Raw genomic sequence first — 21742 nt, 5'->3', positions numbered from 1 at the left:
CCCTTATTTCAACTGAACGCGCGGGTCGATTTGCTTGTACAGCAGGTCGGCCAGCAGGTTGAACACCATGGCCGCGGCGGCGATGGTGATGGTGATCGCCTTGATCACCGGGAAGTCGCTTTTATCGACCGCATTCAGCAACTCATTGCCCATGCCGGGAATGCCGAAGAAGCGCTCCAGCAGCATCGAGCCCAGCATCAGGAAGGGCAAGGACATGGTGATATTGGTGACCACTGGAATCAGGGCATTGCGCAGCACGTGCTTGAACAACACCTTGGGCTCGGACAAGCCTTTGGCGCGCGCAGTGCGCACGTAATCATGATTCAGCTCCTCCACCACGAAACTGCGATAGAAGCGCACGCTGGGCGCCAGCGCCACCAGCAGGCCCAGCAGCAAAGGCAGGGGCAGGTAAACCAGCAGATTGGCCACGGCGCTGTTATCGTCCCAGCCCATCACCGGGAACAAGTCCCAGGCGAAAGCCAGCTGATATTGGCCGACGATAATGTAAACCAGCGAGCTGACCGACATGGCGACCGTGCAGATCATGGTGACCAGGCGATCGGTCAGGCTGCCGCGGAAATACGCCACGGCCACGGCGATGGGCAAGGCGGTCAGCAGTTCCAACAACAGCAGGCTGCCGGCCAGTATCACCGAAGGGCCCACGCGATTGGCCAGCGTGGCGCTCACCGATTGCTGCGTGGCCCAGGAGTTGCCGAAATCGTAAGTCAGCACTTGCTTGACGAACAGCAGGAACTGCTCAGGCAGGCTCTTATCCAATCCGAGCTGCACCCGGATATTGGCCATGATTTCCGGCGTCAGGCGCTTGCCTTCCAGAATGAAGGTGGGGTCGCCGCCCACCCAGTTGAACAGCACGAAAACCAGCAGCATCACCCCCAGCATGGTGGGAATCATCTGCCATAAGCGACGAATAAAATATGCGATCATGATCGTCCTTCCTCCACCTCTTTAAAGTGAGGCGAAGCTGAATGAGCGGGGCTTAACGCTTGTCCACGTCCACGTAGCGCCAGAAACCGCCTATCGAATAAATCGGATGGCGCTTGAAGCCGGAGACATAGCTTTGAGTCAGTTCGTTGTACATCCGCGTCACGCTGTGCACTATCGGCTGATAAGCGGCGATCACGCGGTTCATTTTTTCGAACTTGGCCTCGCGCTCCGGTCCATCCGGCAGCAATCGAGACTCCTCGAAGGCGCGGTCAAATTCAGGCCGGCTGAATGCCGCCAGATTGCTGCCGCTGGGTATGGACTTGGACCACAACTCCACCATGCTGTCGTCGCCGTCCGGCATGGAGGCGGAGCCGCCGAGCGACCACATCTGCAGCTTGTGGGCGTAAGCGTTTTTCAGGTTTTCGCTCCACTTGGCAGCCTTGAACTGCACTCTTATCTTCAGACTCTCAAAAGTTTTCTGCCAAACCTGGTTGAACTGTTTGTCCAGCGCAGAGGGCTGAGTGGCTTGCACAATCAGCAAAGGCTTGCCATTGGGCAAGGTGCGGTAGCCATCCGGGCCTATCTTGTAGCCGAACTGATCCAGCAAAGCATTGCCGAGAGCCGGATCGAATTTCTGCCGGCCTTCAAAATTCGGGCTCGAACCAGGAATGCCTTGCGTGACGAAATTCTGCATCGGAATCGCTTGATTGGCGTAAAGCAGCGGAATCACTTCCTTTTCCACCGGATACGCCAGGGCGATGGCGCGGCGCAGCGCGATCTTGTCCTTGCCGTAGCCGCCAACCACCGGGTCCAGCATATTGAAGTAGGCATAAGTCACGTCCAGCGCCTGCGTATGCGATAGCTGAATGCCGCGTTTTGCCAGCGCCGGGTTCAAGGTGGTGACTTTAGGATTGGCGCTGTCGACATGCAGCGCGGTCTTCACCGCCGACTTGGGCAGGACGGTCCAATCCTGTTGCTTGTTCAGGAAAGAGAGCCAGCGCGGCTGCTCTTCCTCGATAATGCGGACTTCCACTCGACCGACCTGGGGCAGCGTCTTGCCGGCCAACTCCTTGGCGATCTTCTGATCTTCCGGATTGTCTCCCGGTTCGCCGTCAAATACTTCCTTGCGGTAATTCTGATTGGCCACCAGCACGATCTTATTGCCCGGTTTCCATTCCTTCAGCATGAAGGGCCCGGTCCCAACCGGGTGCGACATGGTGTCTTTGCCGTAGGCCTCGATCACCTCGCGCGCCACCGCGCCAAACTGCTTGGCTGCCAGCGTGTAATTGAAAATGTAATTGGGCTTGACCAGCGTCAGCCGCAAAGTGTAGCGGTCCAGCACCTGGATGCCGGAAATCGGCGCCTCATAATCGAACTTGCCGTTTTTGCTTGCTCTCTTGCCCGCGTCTTCCAGACCGGCAATCCAATCCGTCATCATATTGGCGACTGGCGAATTGACCACCGGATCGGCGAAGCGCTTGAAGCTGTAAGCGTAATCAGCAGCCGTCAGCTCGCGCTTCTTGCCCTTGAAGGCCGGATCATCGGCAAAGTAGATGCCGGGTTTGATCTTGATAGTGTAGGCCTTGCCGTCGGCCGACACCTCCGGCATGGCCGCGGCCGTGCCAGGCTTGACCTTCAGCGGGCGCGCCAGATAGTCGTAACGCAGCAGCGTATCGAAAATATTCTCGGTCACGCCCAGCGAATAGACATCGTTGACCTTGGCGGGGTCAAAACCAGTTTCGGCAACTGCGAAACTGACGCGGAGCACTTTATTAGGATCGGCCGCATAGGCGTGAGTAGCCAGCGAGGCGCCCAGGGCTAGCATGGGCAGCCAGGTCAGGTGCTTCATATAATTTTCTTCTCCTTCGTAGCGGGGTCGCCGGTTCCGGCTCCCCTCTTCTTTTACCTGTTCATCACGATTTCACGATGGACGGCGCGGATGAATGTATAGCCAACATGCCAATCAGATCAACAAAAAATTATCAAAACGGCATCAGGAAAAATCATTTGACTGATTTTTCCGCCTCAGCACCGCATCATGTTGCAGCGCGGCAGGCGCGGTCATACCAGCGCTGGGGCAGCAAACGGCGCAATGCCCAGTAAAGCTTGGTGGGGAATGTGACCCGATAACGGGCCTTGGGATGAGGATGTGTAATGGCTTGCCATACTGCCTCGGCCACCGCCTCGGCCGGCAAGGTAAACGGCGCGGCATGGCCCTCTTTCTTGAGGCGCGCCAATTGCTGCTGATAGGCTTCGCGATGAAAGCTGCCGTCGATATCGACGTTTTTCAGAAACCTGGCCAAGGCATTGGGGCGGAAGCGGCTTTCAATCGGCCCGGGCTCCACCAGCGACACATGGATATCCGTGCCGTGCAGCTCATGGCGCAAGGTATCGCACAAGCCTTCCATCGCGAATTTGCTGGCGTTGTAAGCGCCGCGCCAACGCATGGCGGCAAAGCCCAGAATGGAGCTGTTGAATACGATGCGGCCCCGGCCTTGCTTGCGCATGACCTTCATGACGGCATTGGCCAGCTCCCACGGTCCGAACAGATTGGTTTCAAACTGTTCGCGCATCGCTTGCCGCGAAATATCCTCCACCGCCCCCGGCTGGCCGAAACCGGCATTGTTGAACAAGGCGTCCAGACGACCGCCGGTTTGCGCCAGCAAATCCGCCAGGGCGCGCTGGATAGCCTCGCTGTCATCGACATCCAGCAACAGGCAATTCAGCCCTTCCCCCCGCAAACGCTCGACGTCTTCGTTTTTCCGGCAACTGGCGAATACCGTCCAGCCGCGCGCCTGCAGCAACTTGGCGGTATGGTAGCCAATGCCGCTGGAGCAGCCGGTGATCAAGATAACGGGGGACGCGTGCGCCATGACAAATTCCTATAAACTGAATAACATCGCGCCACCCTACACCATAGGCGATGCCGCTGGAACGCCCACATGACAAACACAGCGTCGCGGCACTGTCGTTTTGCCGCCGAATTGGACTAGAATGTCGGCCTGACACGCACGAGGAAGACCGCCATGGCAAAAGCCGCCAAAGCACCGGCCAGTTTCGAGACCGCGCTGGCTCAGCTGGAGGACATCATCCAGGCGATGGACAGCGGCGACCTGCCGTTGGAAACCGCTCTCGCTTCCTACAAGCAAGGCACCGAATTGATCAAGTTCTGCCAAGGCAAGCTGGCCGACGCGGAACAGCAGTTGAAAATCCTGGAAAACAACGAACTGAAGGCGCTGGATCTGCCCAATGGCCAATGAAACCTTCATCGGCTGGATGACCTCCATCCAGCAATTCATGGAACAGACGCTGGAACATGTGTTGCCTGCGTCTGAATGCGCCCCGCAAAAACTGCATGAAGCCATGCGCTACGCCACGCTGCAAGGCGGCAAGCGCGTGCGGCCCCTGCTGGCTTTCGCCGCCGGCGAGCTGGTGGGCGCGGCGCCGGACAACCTGGCGCGCATCGCCGCGGCAGTGGAAATGATCCACGCCTACTCGCTGGTGCACGACGACATGCCCTGCATGGACGACGATGTGCTGCGACGCGGCAAGCCCACCTGTCACGTGGCTTACGACGAAGCCACGGCCTTGCTGGTGGGCGACGCGCTGCAAACGCGCGCCTTCGAGCTGATCTCCACGCCCCTGCCCGGCATCGCGCCGGCCAGCCAGCTGGAAATCGTCCGCATCCTGGCCCATGCGTCCGGCCACGCCGGCATGGCCGGCGGCCAGGCGATTGATCTGGCCAGCGTGGGCCTGCCGCTGACGCTGCCCGAGCTGGAATTCATGCACATGCTGAAGACCGGCGCGCTGATCCGCGCCTCGGTGCTGATGGGCGCCACCGCCGGCCGCGAGCTGAGCCCGGCGGAAAAAGAAGCGCTCGACGCCTTCGCCAAACGCATAGGCCTGGCCTTCCAGGTGGTGGACGACGTGCTCGATTGCGAGGCCGACACCGCCACGCTGGGCAAAACCGCCGGCAAAGACGCCGCCCACGACAAGCCCACCTATGTGAGCCTGCTGGGCCTGTCCGAAGCCAAGCGCATGGCCAAAGACCTGCACGATCAGGCCTTCGCCGCGCTGGAGGGCTTCGGCCCGCAGGCGGACAGACTGAAACAACTGGCCGACTACATCGTCGCCCGCTCGTTTTGACCGGCCCGAGAACGCATAAACCGACAAGGGCGGCCAGACCGCCCGCCGGGCCACAGACTGCAGAAACTCAATATGTATCCGCTGCTTGAAACCATCCAATATCCCGCCGACCTGCGCAAGCTGTCGCGCAACCAGCTGCCGCAACTGACCCGCGAGCTACGCGACTTCCTGGTCGAATCGGTCAGCAAGACCGGCGGCCACTTCGCGTCCAATCTGGGCAGCGTGGAGCTGACTGTCGCCCTGCACTATGTGTTCGACACTCCGCACGACCGCCTGGTGTGGGACGTAGGCCACCAAACCTATCCGCACAAAATCCTCACCGGCCGCCGCGGCCAGATGCATACCATGCGCCAGCATGGCGGCCTGGCGGGCTTCCCCAAGCGCGAGGAATCGGAATACGACACCTTCGGCGTCGGCCATTCGTCCACCTCGATCGGCGCGGCGCTGGGCATGGCGGTAGCCGCCAAGACCCAGGGCATAGACCGCAAGTGCGTGGCCATCATCGGCGACGGCGCCATGACCGCGGGCCAGGCTTTCGAAGCGCTGAACAACGCCGGCGCGATGGATACCGATTTGCTGGTGGTGCTGAACGACAACGACATGTCGATCTCGCCCAATGTCGGCGCGCTGAACAACTACCTGGCCAAGCTGATGTCCGGCCGTTTCTACGCCGCCATGCGCGAAGGCTCCAGCAAGGTGCTGGGCATGGCTCCGCCCTTGAAGGAAATCGCCAGCAAGATGGAAGAGCACGTCAAGGGCTTCCTGACGCCGGGCACGCTATTCGAGGAGTTCGGCTTCAACTACATCGGCCCGATAGACGGCCACGATGTGGACGTTCTGGTGGACACGCTGAAGAACATCAAGAGCTTGAAAGGCCCGCAGTTCCTGCACATCGTCACCAAGAAGGGCCAGGGCTACAAACTGGCCGAGAACGATCCGGTCAAATACCACGGCGTCACCAAATTCGATCCCGCCAACGGTTTGGCCGGCGGCAAGGGCGGCGCGGGCAAGCCTCAATACACCCAGGTGTTCGGCGACTGGCTGTGCGATATGGCCAAGCTGGACAAACGGCTGGTGGGCATCACCCCCGCCATGCGCGAAGGCTCGGGCATGGTGCGCTTCGAGAAAGAACACCCAGACCGCTATTACGACGTGGCCATCGCCGAGCAGCATGCGGTGACCTTCGCCGGCGGCATGGCTTGCGACGGCCTGAAGCCGGTGGTGGCCATCTACTCCACCTTTTTGCAACGCGGCTACGATCAGTTGATCCACGACGTGGCGCTGCAGAACCTGCCAGTGCTGTTCGCCATCGACCGCGCCGGCCTGGTGGGCGCCGACGGCCCTACCCATGCCGGCGCCTTCGATCTCAGCTTCCTGCGCTGCGTGCCCAATATGATGGTGATCGCGCCGTCTGATGAAAACGAGTGCCGCCAGTTGCTGTACACCGCTTTCCAGCACGAGGGTCCCAGCGCCGTGCGCTATCCGCGCGGCGTCGGCCCGGGCGCGGAAATCCAGCAACAGATGACGGCCTTCCCCACAGGCAAAGGCGTGGTTCGCCGCCAAGGCAAGAAGATCGCCATCCTGGCTTTCGGCAGCATGGTTCATCCCGCGCTGGCCGCCGCCGAACAGCTGGATGCGACTGTCGCCGACATGCGCTTCGTCAAGCCGCTGGACGCCGAACTGGTGCGCGAACTGGCGCAAAGCCATGAGCTGATCGTCACCGTGGAAGAAAACGTGGTGATGGGCGGCGCAGGCTCGGCCTGTATCGAGGCGCTGCAGGCAATGAGCCTGTCCGTGCCGGCATTGCAACTGGGCCTGCCGGACGATTACGTGGAGCACGGCGACCCCGCCCTGCTGCTGAAAAACTGCGGCCTGGACGCCGCCGGCATCGAGAACAGCATCCGCCAGCGTCTGGCGCAATAATGGCCTCGCTGCCGCTGCCCAGCCTGGAAACCAAGCTGCAGCTGCATGCCAGCACGGCGCTGTCCTTGGGCAGCGCCGTGCTGTTCACCTGGCTGTGGCATGGCCTGGGCCTGCATAGCGCGCTGCCGCGCCAGGGCGAGGAATGGCTGGCTTGGGCGGTGTTCTTCTGGCCCATCAGCCGCACCATACGCCACATCATCCAGCGCCCCAGGCAAAGACAGCTGGGCGATTTGATCGGCCTGTACATCGGTCTGGTGCTGCAGTTTGCCGTGGTGTACTACTTGTTTGCGCTGCTGCTGACTCAGGGCACGCCGTTTCATGGCATGACTGCCTTGTATTCGCCGGGGGGCGAGCCCTTGCCCGGCTTTTATGGCCGCGCGGCCTTGCTGTTCCTGGACTGCTTCCATCTCTCCATCGCCACCGCCGCGACGGTGGGCTATGGCGACATGTACCCGACTTACTGGCCCATCCGCCTCCTGGCCGATTTGCAGATCATTTTCACCACCGCGCTGGTGATCATCGGTTTCGGCAAGCATTTTTCGACTCGCGACGCGGCATAGCCGCCCAGCCCAAAAGATCGAAAACAAAGAAAAAGCCGGATCGTGATTCGACCCGGCTTTTCTTCAACGCCAGCGCCTCAACGCTCGCGCTTGGCCTTCCACAGCACATCCGGCACGCCGCCTTCGCGATTCAGAAAACGCGCGAGCACAAACAGAAAATCCGACAAGCGATTCAGATAGCGGCGCAAGGGCATGGACAGGGCTTCCTCGCGCGCCAAGGCCACCACCGAGCGCTCCGCCCGGCGGCACACCGAACGCGCTTGATGCGCCAGCGCGGCGACACGCAAGCCACCAGGCAGGATGAACTCCTTGAGCGGCCCCAGCTCCTCGTTCATGAACGCCACCAAGCCCTCCAGCGCCTGCACGTGGGCATCGCCGATGGCCTGATAGCCAGGCACCGCCAATTCGGAACCCAGATCGAACAAGTCGTGCTGAATTTCTTCCAGCCACTGCGCCATGGACTGCGGCGGCGCGTCCGCCAACAAGAGGCCGATCACCGAATTGAGTTCATCGACATCGCCTAGCGCCTGGATGCGAACCCCGTCCTTGGCGACCCGGCTGCCGTCTCCCAGACCCGTACTGCCGTCGTCGCCGGTGCGGGTAACGATATTGGACAATCTATCACTCATCTTTCGCGTCTTCCCTGCTCGGCTCATTCGCCGCTTGGAGCGCCTGGCGCAGGCTCTCTTTCAAAGCGTCGCCAAACAACATTTCGTAGTCTTCTTTCAACTGATGCATCATGCCGGACAACATCTGCTTGGCCTGCACCTCGATGGCTTCCTGCAGCCACAAGGACAGCTCCAGCTTCATCCGCGGCAGCATCTGCTCATACAAGGCATTGAACAAGGCTTGCTGATCGTACGCCGGCTGAGCGCGCTTGGCGGCCGAACCGCCGGACATCGCCGCCACCTTGACGACGGCGACAGGCGCCGGCTCGACAAACTCAGCGGACTCAGACTCAGGCTCGGGCGCAGCCGCAGGCTCAGAGGCTTGCTTGGCAGCCTCTCCTCGACGCCCATCCAGCAACCCTGACAGCGCAGGCACATCCTCATCCGCCGGGTTTTGACCGGCGTCCGCCAAGGCCAGCGCAGCCGCTCCAACCAAAACAGCGCCAGCCCCTGCCGCGGCAGCCAGCTCAGACGATGCCGCTTCCGCTGAAGAGGCCTGCGGCTCAAGGCTTGCCTCATCCCCGATCGCCGGCTCCGAGCCAAGCGAAGCCTCCACTGGAGGCTGCTCCTCGACAGCTTGCTCTTCCACCAACTCAGGCATAGTGAGCCCAGGCGCAGGTTCGGCAGACGCTTCCCTATCAATGGCCGGCGCCGCTTCTATGGACTCTGATTCCTGCTGCGGCTCTGTAATTGCGGACTCTTCCGCCAACTCGGGAATCATCAGCTCCGGCACAGGCTCGGCTGCCGTTTCCCAATCGATGGCCGGCACGGCTTCAATGCACTCCGCTTCCGGCCGTGGCTCTGCAACAGCTTGCTCTTCCGCCAGCTCAGGAATCGTCAGCTCCGGCACAGGCTCGGCTGCCGTTTCCCAATCGATGGCCGGCGCAGCTTCGATGGGTTCGGCTTCGAGCTGCGGCTCTGCGATTGCTAGCTCTCCCGACAGCTCGGGAATACTCAGCTCTGGCTCAGGCTCGGCTGCCGCTTCCCAATCGATGGCCGGCGCAGTTTCAATGGGTTCGGCTTCGAGCTGCGGCTCTGCGATTGCTTGCTCTTCTGCAACCTCAGGAATAACTAACTCAGGCACAGGCTCGGCTGACGCTTCCCAATCAATGGCTGGCGTAGCTTCGATGGGTTCAGCTTCGAGCTGCGGCTCTGCCATTGCCTGCTCTTCTACAACCTCAGGAATAAGCAGCTCCGGCTCAGGCTCGGCTACCGTTTCCGAATCGATGGCCGGCGCGGCTTCGATGGGTTCGGCTTCGAGCTGCGGCTCTGCCATTGCCTGCTCTTCTGCCGACTCGGGAATCGTCAGCTCCGGCGCAGACTCGGCAACCGCTTCCCAATCGATGGTTGGCGCAGCTTCGATGGGTTCGGCTTCGAGCTGCGGCTCTGCGATTGATTGCTCTTCCGCAACCTCAGGAATACTCAGCTCTGGCGCAAACTCGGCTTCAAACGGCGTTGTCGCGGCGAAAGGCTCTGCCCCCATCTCTGGAATAGGCAAATCCAGAGTCGGCTCAGCAACAGGCGCCGCAGCCTGCATCTCTGGCTGGTCCGCTGGCGGCGCGACTATCTCGTCGTCAGTCTGCAGGGCCAGCTTCTCCTCGGCCAAAACACGTTCGGCCTCTTGCAAGACCTGGTCCCGCGTTGGCGCTGCTACAGACTCCGGCTCCGCCGGTTTGGCTGGCGTCAGCGAAGACAGCCACTCCAGATTATCCGGCTGCCTGGCTGGCGGCTCACGACCGATGCCGCCGCCCAGCACGCCGCTTGGGAGACTATCGATGGAAATCGACTGGAAAGCAGCCGGCTCAGCTTCAGGCTCTGCAGCCTCGAGCGAGGACGGAACAGACTCCGCCGCCGAGGGCATGACTTCCATTCTCGCCTCTTGGCCAGCCGCCATCGGCGCCTCGGCCGAATCCGGCAAGCGCGAGGCCGCCTCCACAACATCGGACCAACTTAGCTCCACCGCCCCTTCAGGCACGGTATCGCTCGCCGCTTCCGGCTCCGCCAACACGGACTCCAAAGCTGCGGGCATGGGTTCGATTGGCGCCTCGGACTTTTCAACAGCCTCAGCCCCTTGCTCCGGATTCGCCCTCGCGAACAAGGCCGCCAAACCGCCTTGGTCCGCTTCCGCGCTTGACGTTTGTCTCTTGGGCGATAAAACGAAATCCAGGCCGCCGTCTTTCTCGAGACTGGCATCCTCCAGCTCTAGCGACGGCAGGTTGGCGAAATCCAATAAGGGTGAAGTTTCGGCCGGCGCCGCCGCGGACTCGGGCAGCAATTGCTCCAGCGTCAGCTCGGGGATCTCCAGGCTGGCCTCGCCGGACTCCGCGCTGTCGCCCAGCTCGGTTTCCAACAAATCCAGTTCGCTGGAAAAATCGAACTCCGGAATCTCCAGCGTTTCCGCCGGGACATCTTCAGACAGCGTCGGCACGGCGGCTTCATCCACCACGTCGGTCAAGACCGGCAGGTTGAGATGGGACCAGTCAGCCTGATTGGATTGCGTCGACTCAGTCATGTTGGCGTTTGACTCATGTCGTGATGTTCGATAGCGCAACCGCGCTCACGGTAGGCACGGAAGCGCTCGCGAGCGGTCGCCAGCGATGCCGGATCCCGCCCCACTATTTCAAGAATGCGCTCAAACCGCTCAAATTCAAAGGGCAATTGCGGCCCCAGATTGAGCAAAACCGGGTGCGACAAGTCGTCCGGCAGCCTTGCGGTCAGCCAGACCGGCGTTTCGGCGGCTTCCGCCGCCTCAAGCCGGCAATGCGGCACAAAGCGGGTATCGCCGAAACTCCACAAGCGGTTGCTGAACACTTCTACGCTGCGCTCATCGTCCAGCCAGATCAGCAACCGTTCCCGCTTGCGTTGCACCGTATCCGCCAATCTGCAGGCAAATGCCTGCGGATCGGCGACATTGGTGTAGAAATCAATCCTGGTCATCTTCTGCCACTTCGGGCGCCTCGCGACGCGGACGGCCGCGGCGAACCACGTTGCCCAGCGCGATGTCGGCGCGGTCTTGCAGGAACTGCACCAGCAACGGCACCGGACGCGCAGTGGCGCCCTTGTCCTTGCCGCCCTTCCAGGCGGTGCCGGCGATGTCGAGGTGGGCCCAGTCGAAAGCCTTGGCGAAACGCGACAGGAAGCAGGCCGCGGTGACGCTGCCGCCCGGACGGCCGCCGATATTGGCCATGTCGGCGAACGGGCTCTTCAGCAATTCCTGATACTCATCCCACAGCGGCATATGCCAGGCGCGGTCGGCCACTTCTTCGCCGGCGGCCAGCAGTTCGCGCGCCAGGCCGTCCTGATTGCTGTACAGACCGGTGGCGATATGACCCAGCGCGATCACGCAAGCGCCGGTCAGCGTAGCCACGTCGATCACCGTCGCCGGATTGAAGCGCTCGGCATAGGTCAAGGCGTCGCACAGGATCAGGCGGCCTTCCGCGTCGGTGTTGAGGATTTCAATGGTCAGGCCTGACATCGAAGTGACGATGTCGCCCGGCTTGTTGGCATTGCCGTTCGGCATGTTTTCGCAGGCCGGGATGATGGCGACGATGTTCAGCGGCAGATTCATTTCCACCGCCGAGCGGAACGCGCCCAAAACGGTGGCGGCGCCGCACATGTCGTACTTCATTTCGTCCATGCCTTCGCCGGGCTTCAGCGAAATGCCGCCGGAATCAAAGGTGATGCCCTTGCCCACCAGCACGATGGGCTTGTCGTCCTTGTTCTTGGCGCCGTTGTGCTTGAGCACGATCAGGCGAGCCTCTTCCACGCTGCCCTTGGCCACGGACAGGAAGGAATGCATGCCCAGTTCGCCGATTTCCTGCGGCCCCAGGATTTCCACGCCGGCGCCGTAGGCCTCGGCCACCTTGCGGCCTTCTTCGGCCAGATAGTTCGGGGTGCAGACGTTGCCCGGCAGATTGCCCAGATCCTTGGCCAGCTTCATGCCGTTGCCGATCGCCATGCCGCGTTGCAGGCCCTTCTCGCCGTCGGCCAGATCGCTGCGGCGCGGAACGGCCAGCGTCAGCTTGCGCGGCTCGCGGGACGGCTCGTCCTGCTTGCTCTTGAAGCGGTCGAAACGGTAGAGAGCGTCCAGCGTCACAACGGCCGCTTGCTCGATCATCCATTCGACATCGTGTTTCTTGACTGTCAATTCGGTCAGATAGCTCACCGCCTCGGTCGCGGCAGTTTGCGTCAAAGCCTTGACCGAAGCGCGCACGGCTTCGCGGTACTCCTTGGCCCGGAAGTCGCGCTCCTTGCCCAGACCGACCAGCATCACGCGGTCGCAAAGCGTATGCGGCACCGAGTGCAGCACCAGCGTGGAGCCCAGTTTGCCTTCCATGTCGCCATGGCGGATCACATCGCTGATGAAGCCGTTGGAAATGCGATCAAGCAGGTCGGCGGCGAAAGTCAGCTTGCGCGATTCGTACACGCCGACGATGACGCAGGCGACGCGCTGCTTCTCCGGACTGCCGCTTTTTATGTTAAATTCCATAAGTACTCCGCTGTAGAACGAGTGTCGGCTGCCCTCCCCATGACGGCCTCCTAAGCTCGCTTAAGACAGATGGCCAGGCCGCAGGTGAAAGCAGGATTGTTGTTTGATCCGAATTTGCCGGAAATTGGCGCTTCAGGATTGTCTCTTCGAATTATCACAATGCTTCTCATAAAAAGTCAAAAAGGCTCTGAATAAATGGTTTTTCAAAAAAGCCTGACGCGCGAACTGACTTTCACCGCTTTGGGCGTGTTCGTCGTGCTATTGGCCATTATCGTCTCCACTCAGGCCATCAATTTGCTGGGCCGCGCCGCCGAAGGCCAGATCGCCAACGAGGCGGTCACCGCGCTGATCGGATTCTGGACGCTGGGCTTTTTTCCGGTTTTGATGATTTTGACGGTTTTCGTCAGCGTGCTGATGGTGCTCACCCGCTGCTGGCGCGATCATGAGATGGTGGTCTGGCTGTCCTCCGGCCTGTCGCTGAAGGACTGGATCTGGCCCATCATGCGCTTCACCGTCCCGCTGGCCGTGCTGGTGGCGGCCGTTACGCTGTTCGTCGGCCCCTGGGCGGACCAGCGCAGCCAGGATTACGCGGAGATCATCAAGCGGCGAGAGGAGATCTCGGCGATCTCCCCCGGAGTGTTCAAGGAATCGGCATCCTCGACCAAGGTGTATTTCATTGAAAACTATTCCGGCTTGAATAGCGCCGCCACCAATATTTTCATGCAGGACATCACCGACGGCAAAGTCAGCACCATTTTCGCCAAACACGGCTACATCTCCACCAAGCCAGACGGCGAGCGCGTACTGGTGCTGGAGGACGGCAAACGTTATGTCGGCGAGCCAGGCAAGGCGGATTATCAAGTCGGCGAATTCAAGCGCTACACCGCAGGCATAGGCGAAAGCCAAAACATCAATGGACCGGCCAGCAATCGCCAGTCCATCCCCACCAAACAACTCATAGGCAGCGCCAATCCGGATTACCGGGCCGAACTGGCCTGGCGCCTGTCCATGCCGATCAGCTGCATCCTGCTGGCGCTGCTGGCACTGCCGCTGTCGTATTACAACCCGCGCAGCGGCCACACGTATAACCTGCTGTTCGCCCTGCTGGCGTTTTTCGTTTATCAGAATGCGCTCACCCTGGCCCGGAACTGGATTTCCATGGGCAAAACCGGCGTCTGGTCGGTCGCGCTGGTGCATGTCTTGATGCTGCTGCTGTCGCTGGCGCTGCTCAAGCACCGCAATCGTCCCCAGATCCCGTTCGGCCAATCGCTGGCCAAGATGTTTGGCAGGAGCGGCCAATGAAACTGATTCACCGCTATATCGTCAGCACGCTGACGCAATCCACCTTGTTCACGCTGATGGCCCTGCTGGGTCTTTACGGCTTTTTCGATCTCTTGGGCGAAGTGCCCAATCTGGGGACCGGCAACTACACCTTCGGCGTGATGGCAGGCTATGTGGCGCTGCTGATGCCCGGCCATGCCTATGAGCTGATGCCCTTGGCGGTGTTGATAGGCGGCATGGTGGCCATGACCCAATTGGCCAGCTCCAGCGAATACACCGTGATCCGCACCTCCGGCGTCACGCTGAACCAGATAGCCGGCACGCTGGTGAAGTTCGGCATTGGCTTCGCCTTGCTGACCATCATCTTGGGCGAATTTGTCGCGCCCTGGGCCATGCAAGAGGCGCAGCGCAGCAAGCTGTCCGCCACCCACTCCATGGTGGCTCAGGAGTTCCGTTCCGGCATCTGGGTGAAGGACAATCAGAACTTCATCAACGTCCATGAAATGCTGCCGGACAATACCCTGCTCGGCCTGCGCATCTACACTTACGATGAAGATTTCAAACTGGTCCGCACCAGTTTGGCCGAGCGCGGCACCTTCATGAAAAACGAACACAGCTGGCTGCTGGAAAACGTCAAGCAAACCGAACTGGACCAGGATCACACCGTCAGCAGCAGCTACGCCACGCTGAAGTGGAAATCCATTGTCGAGCCGGGCATTCTGTCGGTTCTGCTGGTAGTGCCAGAGCAAATGTCGGCGATGAATTTGCTGACCTATATCGAACACCTGAAAAAGAACAAACAACAGACCCAGCGCTATGAAATCGCGCTGTGGAGCAAATTGTTCTACCCGCTGGCCTGCATCTCGATGGCGCTGGTGGCGCTGGCGTTCACGCCGCAGCAACGCCGCCACGGCCAATTGGGCATCAAGCTGTTCGCCGGCATCTGCCTGGGCGTGACCTTCTTCTTCATCAACCGCCTGTTCGGCCACCTGGGCTTGCTGTACGACTGGAACGCCATCCTGTCCGCCACGCTGCCCACATTGACATTCCTGCTGGGCGGCATCGGCATCATCGCCAAACAAGAAAGACGCTGACATGACGCTTGCGGCCACTCCTCTGCAACACTGGCGGCAGACGCTGGCCGACAAGCGCAACGAACTCGCCCAAGCCTACCGCATCGATCGGGACGCCACCGCCTATCTGCGCCACTTCAGCCTGGCGGTGGACCAGGCGCTGGCTGAGCTTTGGCGCGAGCAAGGGCTGGATGAAGCCGCCACGCTGGCGGCGGTGGGCGGCTATGGCCGCGGCCAGCTCTTTCCCTGCTCCGACATCGATATCCTGATTCTGCTGCCCGATCCCACGCCAGCCGACATCAATGACAAGGTCAGCCACTTCATCGGCCTGATGTGGGACATCGGCCTAGAGATCGGCCACAGCGTCCGCACCCTGGCCGAGTGCCTGCGCGAAGCGGCCGGTGACATTACCATCGAAACCAATCTGCTGGAAAACCGGCTGATAGCCGGCCCGGCCGAGCCATGGCAGCAATTGATCCGCCAGCTCGAGGCCCAGCGCGACCCCCTGACCTTTTTCGAAGGCAAGACGCTGGAGCAGCAGCAGCGCCACACCCGTCATTTCGGCGTCAGCAATAATCTGGAGCCCAACCTCAAGGAAAGCCCCGGCGGCCTGCGCGATCTGCACACCATTTTGTGGATCAGCAAGGCGGCGGGCCTGGGCGACAACTGGGACGCGCTGGTGCGGCGCGGCATTCTGACGCTAGCCGAATCCCGGCTGATCAAACACAGCGAAGAACAGCTGATCAAGCTGCGCATCGACCTGCACTTGCTGGCCAAGCGCAGGGAAGACCGGCTCATATTCGATCTGCAGCAGCAAGTCGCCCAAGCCTGGGGCCTGGAAGACACGCAGGCCAAGCGTGCCAGCGAACAATTGATGCAGCTGTACTTCCGCGCCGCCAAGACGGTGAACCAGCTCAACGGCATCCTGCTGCCCAATCTGCGCGGCCGCATTTACTGCCAGGTGCCGCGCGTCACCCAGCACATCAACGACTACTTCCACGCCGTGAACGGCATGCTGGGCATACGCGAAACCAATGTCTTCGACAAGCATCCCCACGCCATCCTGGAAGCCTTCCTCACCCTGCAGCGCCATCCCGAGCTGTCCGGCTTCGCGCCCAAGATGCTGCGCGGCCTGTGGCATGGCCGCAGCCTGATCAACGACCGCTTCCGCCAGGACCCGCGCAACCGCCGCACCTTTTTGCAGATTTTCCGCGAGCCCGCCGGCCTAACCCGCACGCTCAGGCGGATGAATCTGTACGGCATTCTGGGACAATACCTGCCCAACTTCGGCCAGATCGTCGGCCAGATGCAGCACGATCTTTTCCACGTCTACACCGTGGACGAGCATATCCTGATGGTGGTGCGTAATCTGCGCCGCTTCGCCATCAGCGCCTACAACCACGAATACCCCTTCCTGTCGCGGCTGATCAATGATTTCGAGCGGCCGGAAGTGCTGTATCTGGCCGGCCTGTTCCATGACATCGCCAAAGGACGCGGCGGCGACCATTCACAACTGGGCATCGCCGACGCGGAAGCCTTCTGCCGCGACCACGGCCTGAGCGAGGAAGACACCGAGCTGGCGGGCTGGCTGGTGGGCCAGCACCTGACCATGTCCAGCATCGCTCAGAAGCAGGACATCTACGATCCGGAAACGGTGCTGCGCTTCGCCGAGCTGGTGCAGACGCCGCGCCGGCTGGCCGCGATCTACCTGCTGACGGTGGCCGATATCCGCGGCACCAGCCCCAAGGTGTGGAACACCTGGAAAGCCAAGCTGCTGGAAGACCTCTACCACGCCACCTTGCGAGTGCTGTCGCGCGGCGGCGAAATCGACCTCGCCTCCGAACTGGAGGGACGCAAGAACCAGGCGCGCGCGCAACTGCGCCTGCACGCCATCCCCGATGGCGCCGAAGCCGCGCTGTGGGCGCAGCTGGATACGGTTTACTTTCTGCGCCATGAGGCCAAAGAGATCGCCTGGCACGCCCGCGCGCTGAATCGCCAAGTCAGCCCGGACGCGCCGCAAGTGCGCGCCCGCGTGGCGGACGACCATGAAGGCATACAAGTGCTGGTCTATTCGCCGGACCGGCCCGAGCTGTTCGCCCGCGCCTGCGCCTTTTTCGGCCGCACCAACTACAGCATCGCCGACGCCAAGGTCTACACCACCCGCCACGGCTACGCGCTCGACACGTTTCATGTTTTCGTGCCCGAGCACCACGACGGCGACTACCGCGACATGATCAACTTCATCGAGTTCGAACTGGCCGCCGCGCTGGCCGCGGACAAGCCGCTGGCCTTGCCGCCGCAGGGCCGCATCAGCCGCCATCTCAAACATTTCCCGATCACGCCGCAAGTCTCTATCCGCCCGGACGATAGGGACAACTTCTACATTCTGTCCATCGTGGCGGGAGACCGCCCCGGCCTGCTGGCGCGGATCGCCAAAGTGCTGGCCGACTATCGGCTCAATGTGCAATCCGCCAAAATCATGACGCTGGGCGGACGCGTGGAAGACTCGTTCCAGATCGCCGGCGGCGCGCTGAAGGACGACAAAACGGCGCTGGCGCTGGAGGCGGAGCTGATCGCCTCGCTTCGTATTTGAATAATACGTTTTGAATATCGCATGCTACTATTGCATTGCACAATGCAAGGAGCATGAAGTGAGCACCATCCTGCTGGACCTCCCCGACCAAATCGAAAGCCGTCGCCTGATCATCCGCAGTCCCATGCCGGGCGACGGCCCCGCCGTCCACGCCGGCGTCGTCGCCACGCTGGAACAGCTGCGCGCCTGGCCCGCCTCCATGCCCTGGGCCCAGGAAGAGCCTTCCGAAGAAGCCTCGGAAACCTTCTGCCGCCAAGGCCGCGTGGACTATCTGGCGCGCCATAACCTGCCGCTGCTGCTGTTTCTGAAAGAGGACGGCCACTTTGTCGGCGCCTCCGGCCTGCACCGCATCCACTGGAAGCACAAGCAAGCCGAGATCGGTTATTGGTGCCACCGGAAATGGCAAGGCCAAGGCCTGATCAGCGAAGCGGTGAAAGCCGTGGCTGATTTCGCCATGACTCAACTGCAATTCCGCCGCCTGAGCTGCCTGCCCGATACCTTGAACCTGGACAGCCGCCGCGTGGCGGAACGCGCCGGCTTCCAGCTGGAAGGCATACTGCGCAATGAGCGGATCGCCCCGGACGGCAGCATGCGCGATACCGCCCTATACGCCTTGACCAACTAAATTCTGAAGTTCGACCATGAAATCGCACAAGCTCATCGAACCCGCCGCCCACCTGCGCTATCACGACATTCCCGGCCATGGCGCGCCGCTCCTCATGCTGCACGGCATAGGCTGCGCATCCTCGTTCGACTATCCGCGCCTGCTGGCCGAGCCCGGCCTGGCCGGCCGCCGCGCGCTGCTGGTCGATCTGCTCGGTCATGGCTTCAGCGACAAGCCTGAAGACTTCAGCTACACCCCGCGCGCCCAGGCGCAAGCGCTGGCGCAATGGCTGGAGGCGCTGGACTTGCGCGGCTTCGACCTGTTCGCCCACAGCATGGGCGGCAGCGTCGCCATCGAACTGGCGACGCTGATGCCGGATCGCATCGGCCATCTGATATTGGCCGAACCGAATCTGGACAGCGGCGGCGGCGCTTACAGCCGCGCGATAGCCGCCTGGAACGAGGCCGACTACGCCGCGCTCGGCCACAGGGATAGCATTCAGGCCTTTGGTACGGACAATCCCAACTGGGCCGGCAGCATGGCCGTCGCCTCTGCGCTGGCCGTGCACCGAGCGGCCAAAGGGCTGATAGCAGGCAGCCCGATCAGCTGGCGAGAACAATTGTTGGCCTTGGCCATGCCGCGCTGCATCATCTTCGGCGAGAAATCGCTCCCCGACCCGGACACCGAATGGCTGCCGCAACATGGCATCGCCGTCCGCATCGTCGCAGACGCCGGCCATGCCTTGGCCTGGGACAATCCCGCGGGCCTCGCCGCGGCCATCGCTGCCGCACTGGGAGACGCGCCATGACGCCGCCTCTGATTGGCCACACGCAGCGGCTGCGGACAGTCGCCATGGCGCGTCGCAGCGCGTGTTGATCAAGGCTGGCTTTCATTTCAGCCATGAAGAAACCGCTCAACTGCATGGGGAGACGACCAGCGATCTGGTGCTCGTCTACGCCGCGCGCTAGTTTCAACTTTGACCATCACGCCCTTTACCGTTATGCTGCAAGCCTCGATGTGACGTTAACGTAAGTTGAAACATGCTCTACTTCGAAGACTTGCAGCCCGGCCAACGCTTTCTCAGCGGCGCGCATACGCTGAGCGAGGCTGAAATCATCGCTTTCGCCCGCCAGTTCGACCCTCAGCCTTTTCATACCGATCCGGAAGCCGCCAAGCAGACTTTCTTTCAGGGCTTGGCCGCCAGCGGCTGGCATACCAGCAGCCTGTCGATGCGCCTGGTCGAGCAGACGGAGTTGGGCCAGGCCGCCAATGGCCTGATCGGCATGCAGATCGACCAAATGCGCTGGCCCCAGCCCACGCGGCCGGGCGACTCGCTGCATGTGGAAGTGGAGGTGCTGGACAAGCGCCGCTCAGGCAGCCAGCCGGGGTTTGGCGTGGTGAAAGTCAAGTGGACCACCCGCAACCAGAACGGCGGCATCGCGATGCAACTGGAGTGCGCGATCTGGATGCAATGCCGCGCCCAAGAGCCCGGCGCCGCCGTCTAGAGCTGTCCAGGGAGGCTGCCCGCCTGAACGGCTAGCGGCTCGCTCCCCCCGCCATGTCCGGAAAATAGCGCTGGAAGATCGCCGGATACTCGCCGCTTTGCTTGAACTGATGCAGGGCCTTGGAAAAGGCTATGTCCCAATAATGTGTTGCAAGGGACGACCCACTGCCTCCTGCAAGCAGTGGCAAGGCTGCATGGTTTGCTGATAGCGCTCCAGCATCCGTCGCCACCCCAGATAGTTTTCAAGGTATTTGGTGGCAACCCCGTGGAATCGAGCCATCCAAAGCTTCAAGCGGCTATGGTAGGCATTCACATGCTGGATATGGAACGCCCCCTCGCGTACCCGCTGTCCCGTCTTGGCATGCACGACTCGATGGGTAATGCCATGCTGCCTGGCAAAGGTCGAGTACACCGCTGCGCCGTCCGAACACAGGATGGCGTCGCTATCCACCAACGGGGCTAAAGCCGCTTCCACATGAGCGCCATTGAGCTTCTTCAACTTGAAGTCCGCTATATGTCCCTCTCGGTCCTGCACCACCATGATGGGAATCTGATCCGGCCCGGTTCCCCGTGTTTGGCTGACGCCACCCCGCTGGCGCGGCGCGCGGGGGAGGCACCGCTGCCCTTTGAATGATTCCAGAATGAAGGTTTCATCTACTTCGACGATGCCTCGGGCTTGCGCCGCCAGATGGTCTGATGCGCGATGCAAGAAGCGATGCCGCCATAGGAAAGCCGTGTTCTTGCTGATGCCGCATGCACGAGCGGCTGCTCGCACGGTCAAGCCATCCTGCAGTGCTTGGGCGTAGCTCAGCCAGCGATCGGCCTTGCGCAATTTGGCTAATGGACTGCCCGACAAGGCATTGCAGGTCCGGTGGCACTGTTTGCAGCGATAACGCCGCAGGCCTCGGCTCCAGCCCCATAACGCCAACTGGTTGGCCTCGGCCTGGCAGTGTGGGCAAGCCGTCAGGTCAGGCAAGGCGTCCTGAATGGCGTCATGGTGAGTGGGATGTTTAAGCGCAGAAGACAGCAAGCTCCTCTGTTTGAGCGTGAGCTGATCCAGTTGGGCAAGAAAACGCTGAAAACTCTGGGCATCCATGGCGCGACTCCCGGTCTGCTACTGTATTCAGCATAGCTCCCAACACGGAATTGGGACATAGCCTTGGAAAAGGCCTCCACCGCCTGCGGACTTACCGTGCGCTTGCTGAAGATCAGATACATGGCATCCTCCTTCAACACCGATCCGGGCAGCTCCGCTATCTGCTCGCCATCAGGGATGCGGAAACGCTCGCGCGCGCCGTTGACCTCGCTGGCGACAACGTAATCGACCCGCCCCGCCAGCAGCTTGCGGAAGTTCGCGTCATCGTCCACCGACTCCTCATAGCCATGACGCGCCTTCACAAAAGCCCAGAACTCGGGCGACACCGCCGCGCCGCGCACCACCCCGACCAGCCGGTCTTTCAGATCGTCGAGCGAATGGAAGGCCAGCCGGTTGACGTTGTCCTTGCGCACGAACAACACCCAGCGGTCAACAGCCAGCGGCTCGTCCGGGTAGTAGCAGCGCGCTGAACGCTCCGCGTTGCGGAACGCGGAAAACAAGCCGTCGTTCTGCCCGGCAAACGCCATGCTTTGCGCCCTCGCCCACGGGTACTGGTGTATCTCCGCCGGCACGCCCATGTTTTCGAACACGCGGCGGATCACCTCGACGCTGAACCCAGGCGACTGGGGCTCGTTCACCATCTCATACGGCGGCCACTCATCCGTTCCCAACTGCAATGGAGCCGCCATCAACGCCGAAGACGCGCCCCACAAGACCACCGCCCACCCAAGCCATTTGCGCAACATGAAGCACTCCTTGGCAGCATGCGTCATGCCGGATGATGGCAGGCGCTCGCGCGGCGCATCGCCTGAAAACGCCGCACTTCATCATAGCCTCTGCGCCGTCGCGCGCCGCGAGCA

The 21742-nt window shown here is 61.5% G+C and carries 19 protein-coding genes; 10 read left to right on the top strand and 9 right to left on the bottom strand.

Translation table 11 applies throughout. The features are described from left to right. Positions 1 to 3: 3 nt before the first annotated feature. From NKT35_RS18100 to NKT35_RS18090, 3 genes are all read right to left on the bottom strand, one after another. Entirely contained in the window at positions 4 to 945 is a 942-nt protein-coding gene (locus tag NKT35_RS18100; RefSeq protein WP_254295624.1) for an ABC transporter permease, read from the bottom strand. A 52-nt stretch (positions 946 to 997) separates the two neighbouring features. After that, positions 998 to 2794 carry an ABC transporter substrate-binding protein gene (locus NKT35_RS18095; protein ID WP_254295622.1) on the bottom strand — a complete coding sequence of 599 codons (1797 nt, stop codon included), beginning with the start codon at positions 2792 to 2794 and terminating at the stop codon, positions 998 to 1000. 187 nt (positions 2795 to 2981) lie between these two features. Further along, complete coding sequence (locus tag NKT35_RS18090) at positions 2982 to 3818, bottom strand: SDR family NAD(P)-dependent oxidoreductase (RefSeq protein ID WP_254295620.1); 837 nt, start codon at positions 3816 to 3818, stop codon at positions 2982 to 2984. Positions 3819 to 3971: 153 nt separating this feature from the next. Between NKT35_RS18090 and NKT35_RS18085 the strand changes: the two genes are divergently transcribed. The 4 genes from NKT35_RS18085 to NKT35_RS18070 all read left to right on the top strand — a co-directional run bounded on the left by NKT35_RS18085 (position 3972) and on the right by NKT35_RS18070 (position 7574). Further along, a complete protein-coding gene (locus NKT35_RS18085; RefSeq protein ID WP_254295618.1) occupies positions 3972 to 4205 on the top strand; it encodes an exodeoxyribonuclease VII small subunit in 234 nt (77 codons plus the stop codon). Beyond that, on the top strand, positions 4195 to 5091 hold the full coding sequence (locus NKT35_RS18080) for a polyprenyl synthetase family protein (protein WP_254295616.1): 897 nt from the start codon (positions 4195 to 4197) through the stop codon (positions 5089 to 5091). The genes NKT35_RS18085 and NKT35_RS18080 overlap by 11 nt, the downstream gene beginning before the upstream one ends. Positions 5092 to 5163: 72 nt before the next feature. Next, positions 5164 to 7014, top strand: a complete 1851-nt coding sequence (gene dxs, locus NKT35_RS18075) for a 1-deoxy-D-xylulose-5-phosphate synthase (protein ID WP_254295614.1) — start codon at positions 5164 to 5166, stop codon at positions 7012 to 7014. Then, on the top strand, positions 7014 to 7574 hold the full coding sequence (locus NKT35_RS18070; protein ID WP_254295612.1) for an ion channel: 561 nt from the start codon (positions 7014 to 7016) through the stop codon (positions 7572 to 7574). Before dxs ends, NKT35_RS18070 begins: the two co-directional genes overlap by 1 nt. 77 nt (positions 7575 to 7651) lie before the next feature. On the opposite strand, the gene NKT35_RS18065 is transcribed toward NKT35_RS18070, so the two are convergent. From NKT35_RS18065 to NKT35_RS18050, 4 genes are read right to left on the bottom strand one after another with little or no spacing between them, the layout of a single operon-like run. Further along, positions 7652 to 8203 (bottom strand): cob(I)yrinic acid a,c-diamide adenosyltransferase, encoded by a 552-nt coding sequence (locus tag NKT35_RS18065; protein WP_254295610.1) that lies wholly within the window; start codon positions 8201 to 8203, stop codon positions 7652 to 7654. After that, complete coding sequence (locus NKT35_RS18060) at positions 8196 to 10754, bottom strand: hypothetical protein (RefSeq protein WP_254295599.1); 2559 nt, start codon at positions 10752 to 10754, stop codon at positions 8196 to 8198. Before NKT35_RS18060 ends, NKT35_RS18065 begins: the two co-directional genes overlap by 8 nt. Continuing rightward, entirely contained in the window at positions 10751 to 11179 is a 429-nt protein-coding gene (locus NKT35_RS18055; RefSeq protein WP_254295597.1) for a DNA polymerase III subunit chi, read from the bottom strand. The genes NKT35_RS18060 and NKT35_RS18055 overlap by 4 nt, the downstream gene beginning before the upstream one ends. Then, positions 11166 to 12731: a leucyl aminopeptidase gene (locus tag NKT35_RS18050; protein WP_254295595.1), complete on the bottom strand. Its 1566-nt coding sequence runs from the start codon at positions 12729 to 12731 to the stop codon at positions 11166 to 11168. The genes NKT35_RS18055 and NKT35_RS18050 overlap by 14 nt, the downstream gene beginning before the upstream one ends. A gap of 195 nt (positions 12732 to 12926) precedes the next feature. Between NKT35_RS18050 and lptF the strand changes: the two genes are divergently transcribed. From lptF to NKT35_RS18020, 6 genes are all read left to right on the top strand, one after another. Beyond that, entirely contained in the window at positions 12927 to 14033 is a 1107-nt protein-coding gene (gene lptF, locus NKT35_RS18045) for an LPS export ABC transporter permease LptF (RefSeq protein WP_254295593.1), read from the top strand. Next, positions 14030 to 15106, top strand: a complete 1077-nt coding sequence (gene lptG, locus NKT35_RS18040; RefSeq protein ID WP_254295591.1) for an LPS export ABC transporter permease LptG — start codon at positions 14030 to 14032, stop codon at positions 15104 to 15106. Before lptF ends, lptG begins: the two co-directional genes overlap by 4 nt. Position 15107: 1 nt before the next feature. Next, positions 15108 to 17678 carry a [protein-PII] uridylyltransferase gene (locus tag NKT35_RS18035; protein ID WP_254295589.1) on the top strand — a complete coding sequence of 857 codons (2571 nt, stop codon included), beginning with the start codon at positions 15108 to 15110 and terminating at the stop codon, positions 17676 to 17678. A gap of 58 nt (positions 17679 to 17736) precedes the next feature. Then, positions 17737 to 18303 carry a GNAT family N-acetyltransferase gene (locus NKT35_RS18030; protein WP_254295587.1) on the top strand — a complete coding sequence of 189 codons (567 nt, stop codon included), beginning with the start codon at positions 17737 to 17739 and terminating at the stop codon, positions 18301 to 18303. A 16-nt stretch (positions 18304 to 18319) separates the two neighbouring features. Further along, complete coding sequence (locus tag NKT35_RS18025; protein WP_254295585.1) at positions 18320 to 19090, top strand: alpha/beta fold hydrolase; 771 nt, start codon at positions 18320 to 18322, stop codon at positions 19088 to 19090. Positions 19091 to 19322: 232 nt separating this feature from the next. Beyond that, the gene (locus NKT35_RS18020; protein WP_254295582.1) at positions 19323 to 19787 is read left to right on the top strand and encodes a MaoC family dehydratase; all 465 of its coding nucleotides are present in this window, start codon (positions 19323 to 19325) and stop codon (positions 19785 to 19787) included. Positions 19788 to 19916: 129 nt separating this feature from the next. On the opposite strand, the gene NKT35_RS18015 is transcribed toward NKT35_RS18020, so the two are convergent. Continuing rightward, the gene (locus NKT35_RS18015) at positions 19917 to 20846 is read right to left on the bottom strand and encodes an IS1595 family transposase (RefSeq protein ID WP_505190947.1); all 930 of its coding nucleotides are present in this window, start codon (positions 20844 to 20846) and stop codon (positions 19917 to 19919) included. Continuing rightward, positions 20750 to 21628 carry a substrate-binding periplasmic protein gene (locus NKT35_RS18010; protein WP_254295581.1) on the bottom strand — a complete coding sequence of 293 codons (879 nt, stop codon included), beginning with the start codon at positions 21626 to 21628 and terminating at the stop codon, positions 20750 to 20752. The genes NKT35_RS18015 and NKT35_RS18010 overlap by 97 nt, the downstream gene beginning before the upstream one ends. Positions 21629 to 21742 lie beyond the last annotated feature (114 nt).

This window comes from Chromobacterium sp. IIBBL 290-4, assembly GCF_024207115.1.
GTDB lineage: Bacteria > Pseudomonadota > Gammaproteobacteria > Burkholderiales > Chromobacteriaceae > Chromobacterium.
Note: the sequence above shows the minus strand (reverse complement) of the source record. Positions and strands in the feature narration are given on the sequence as shown.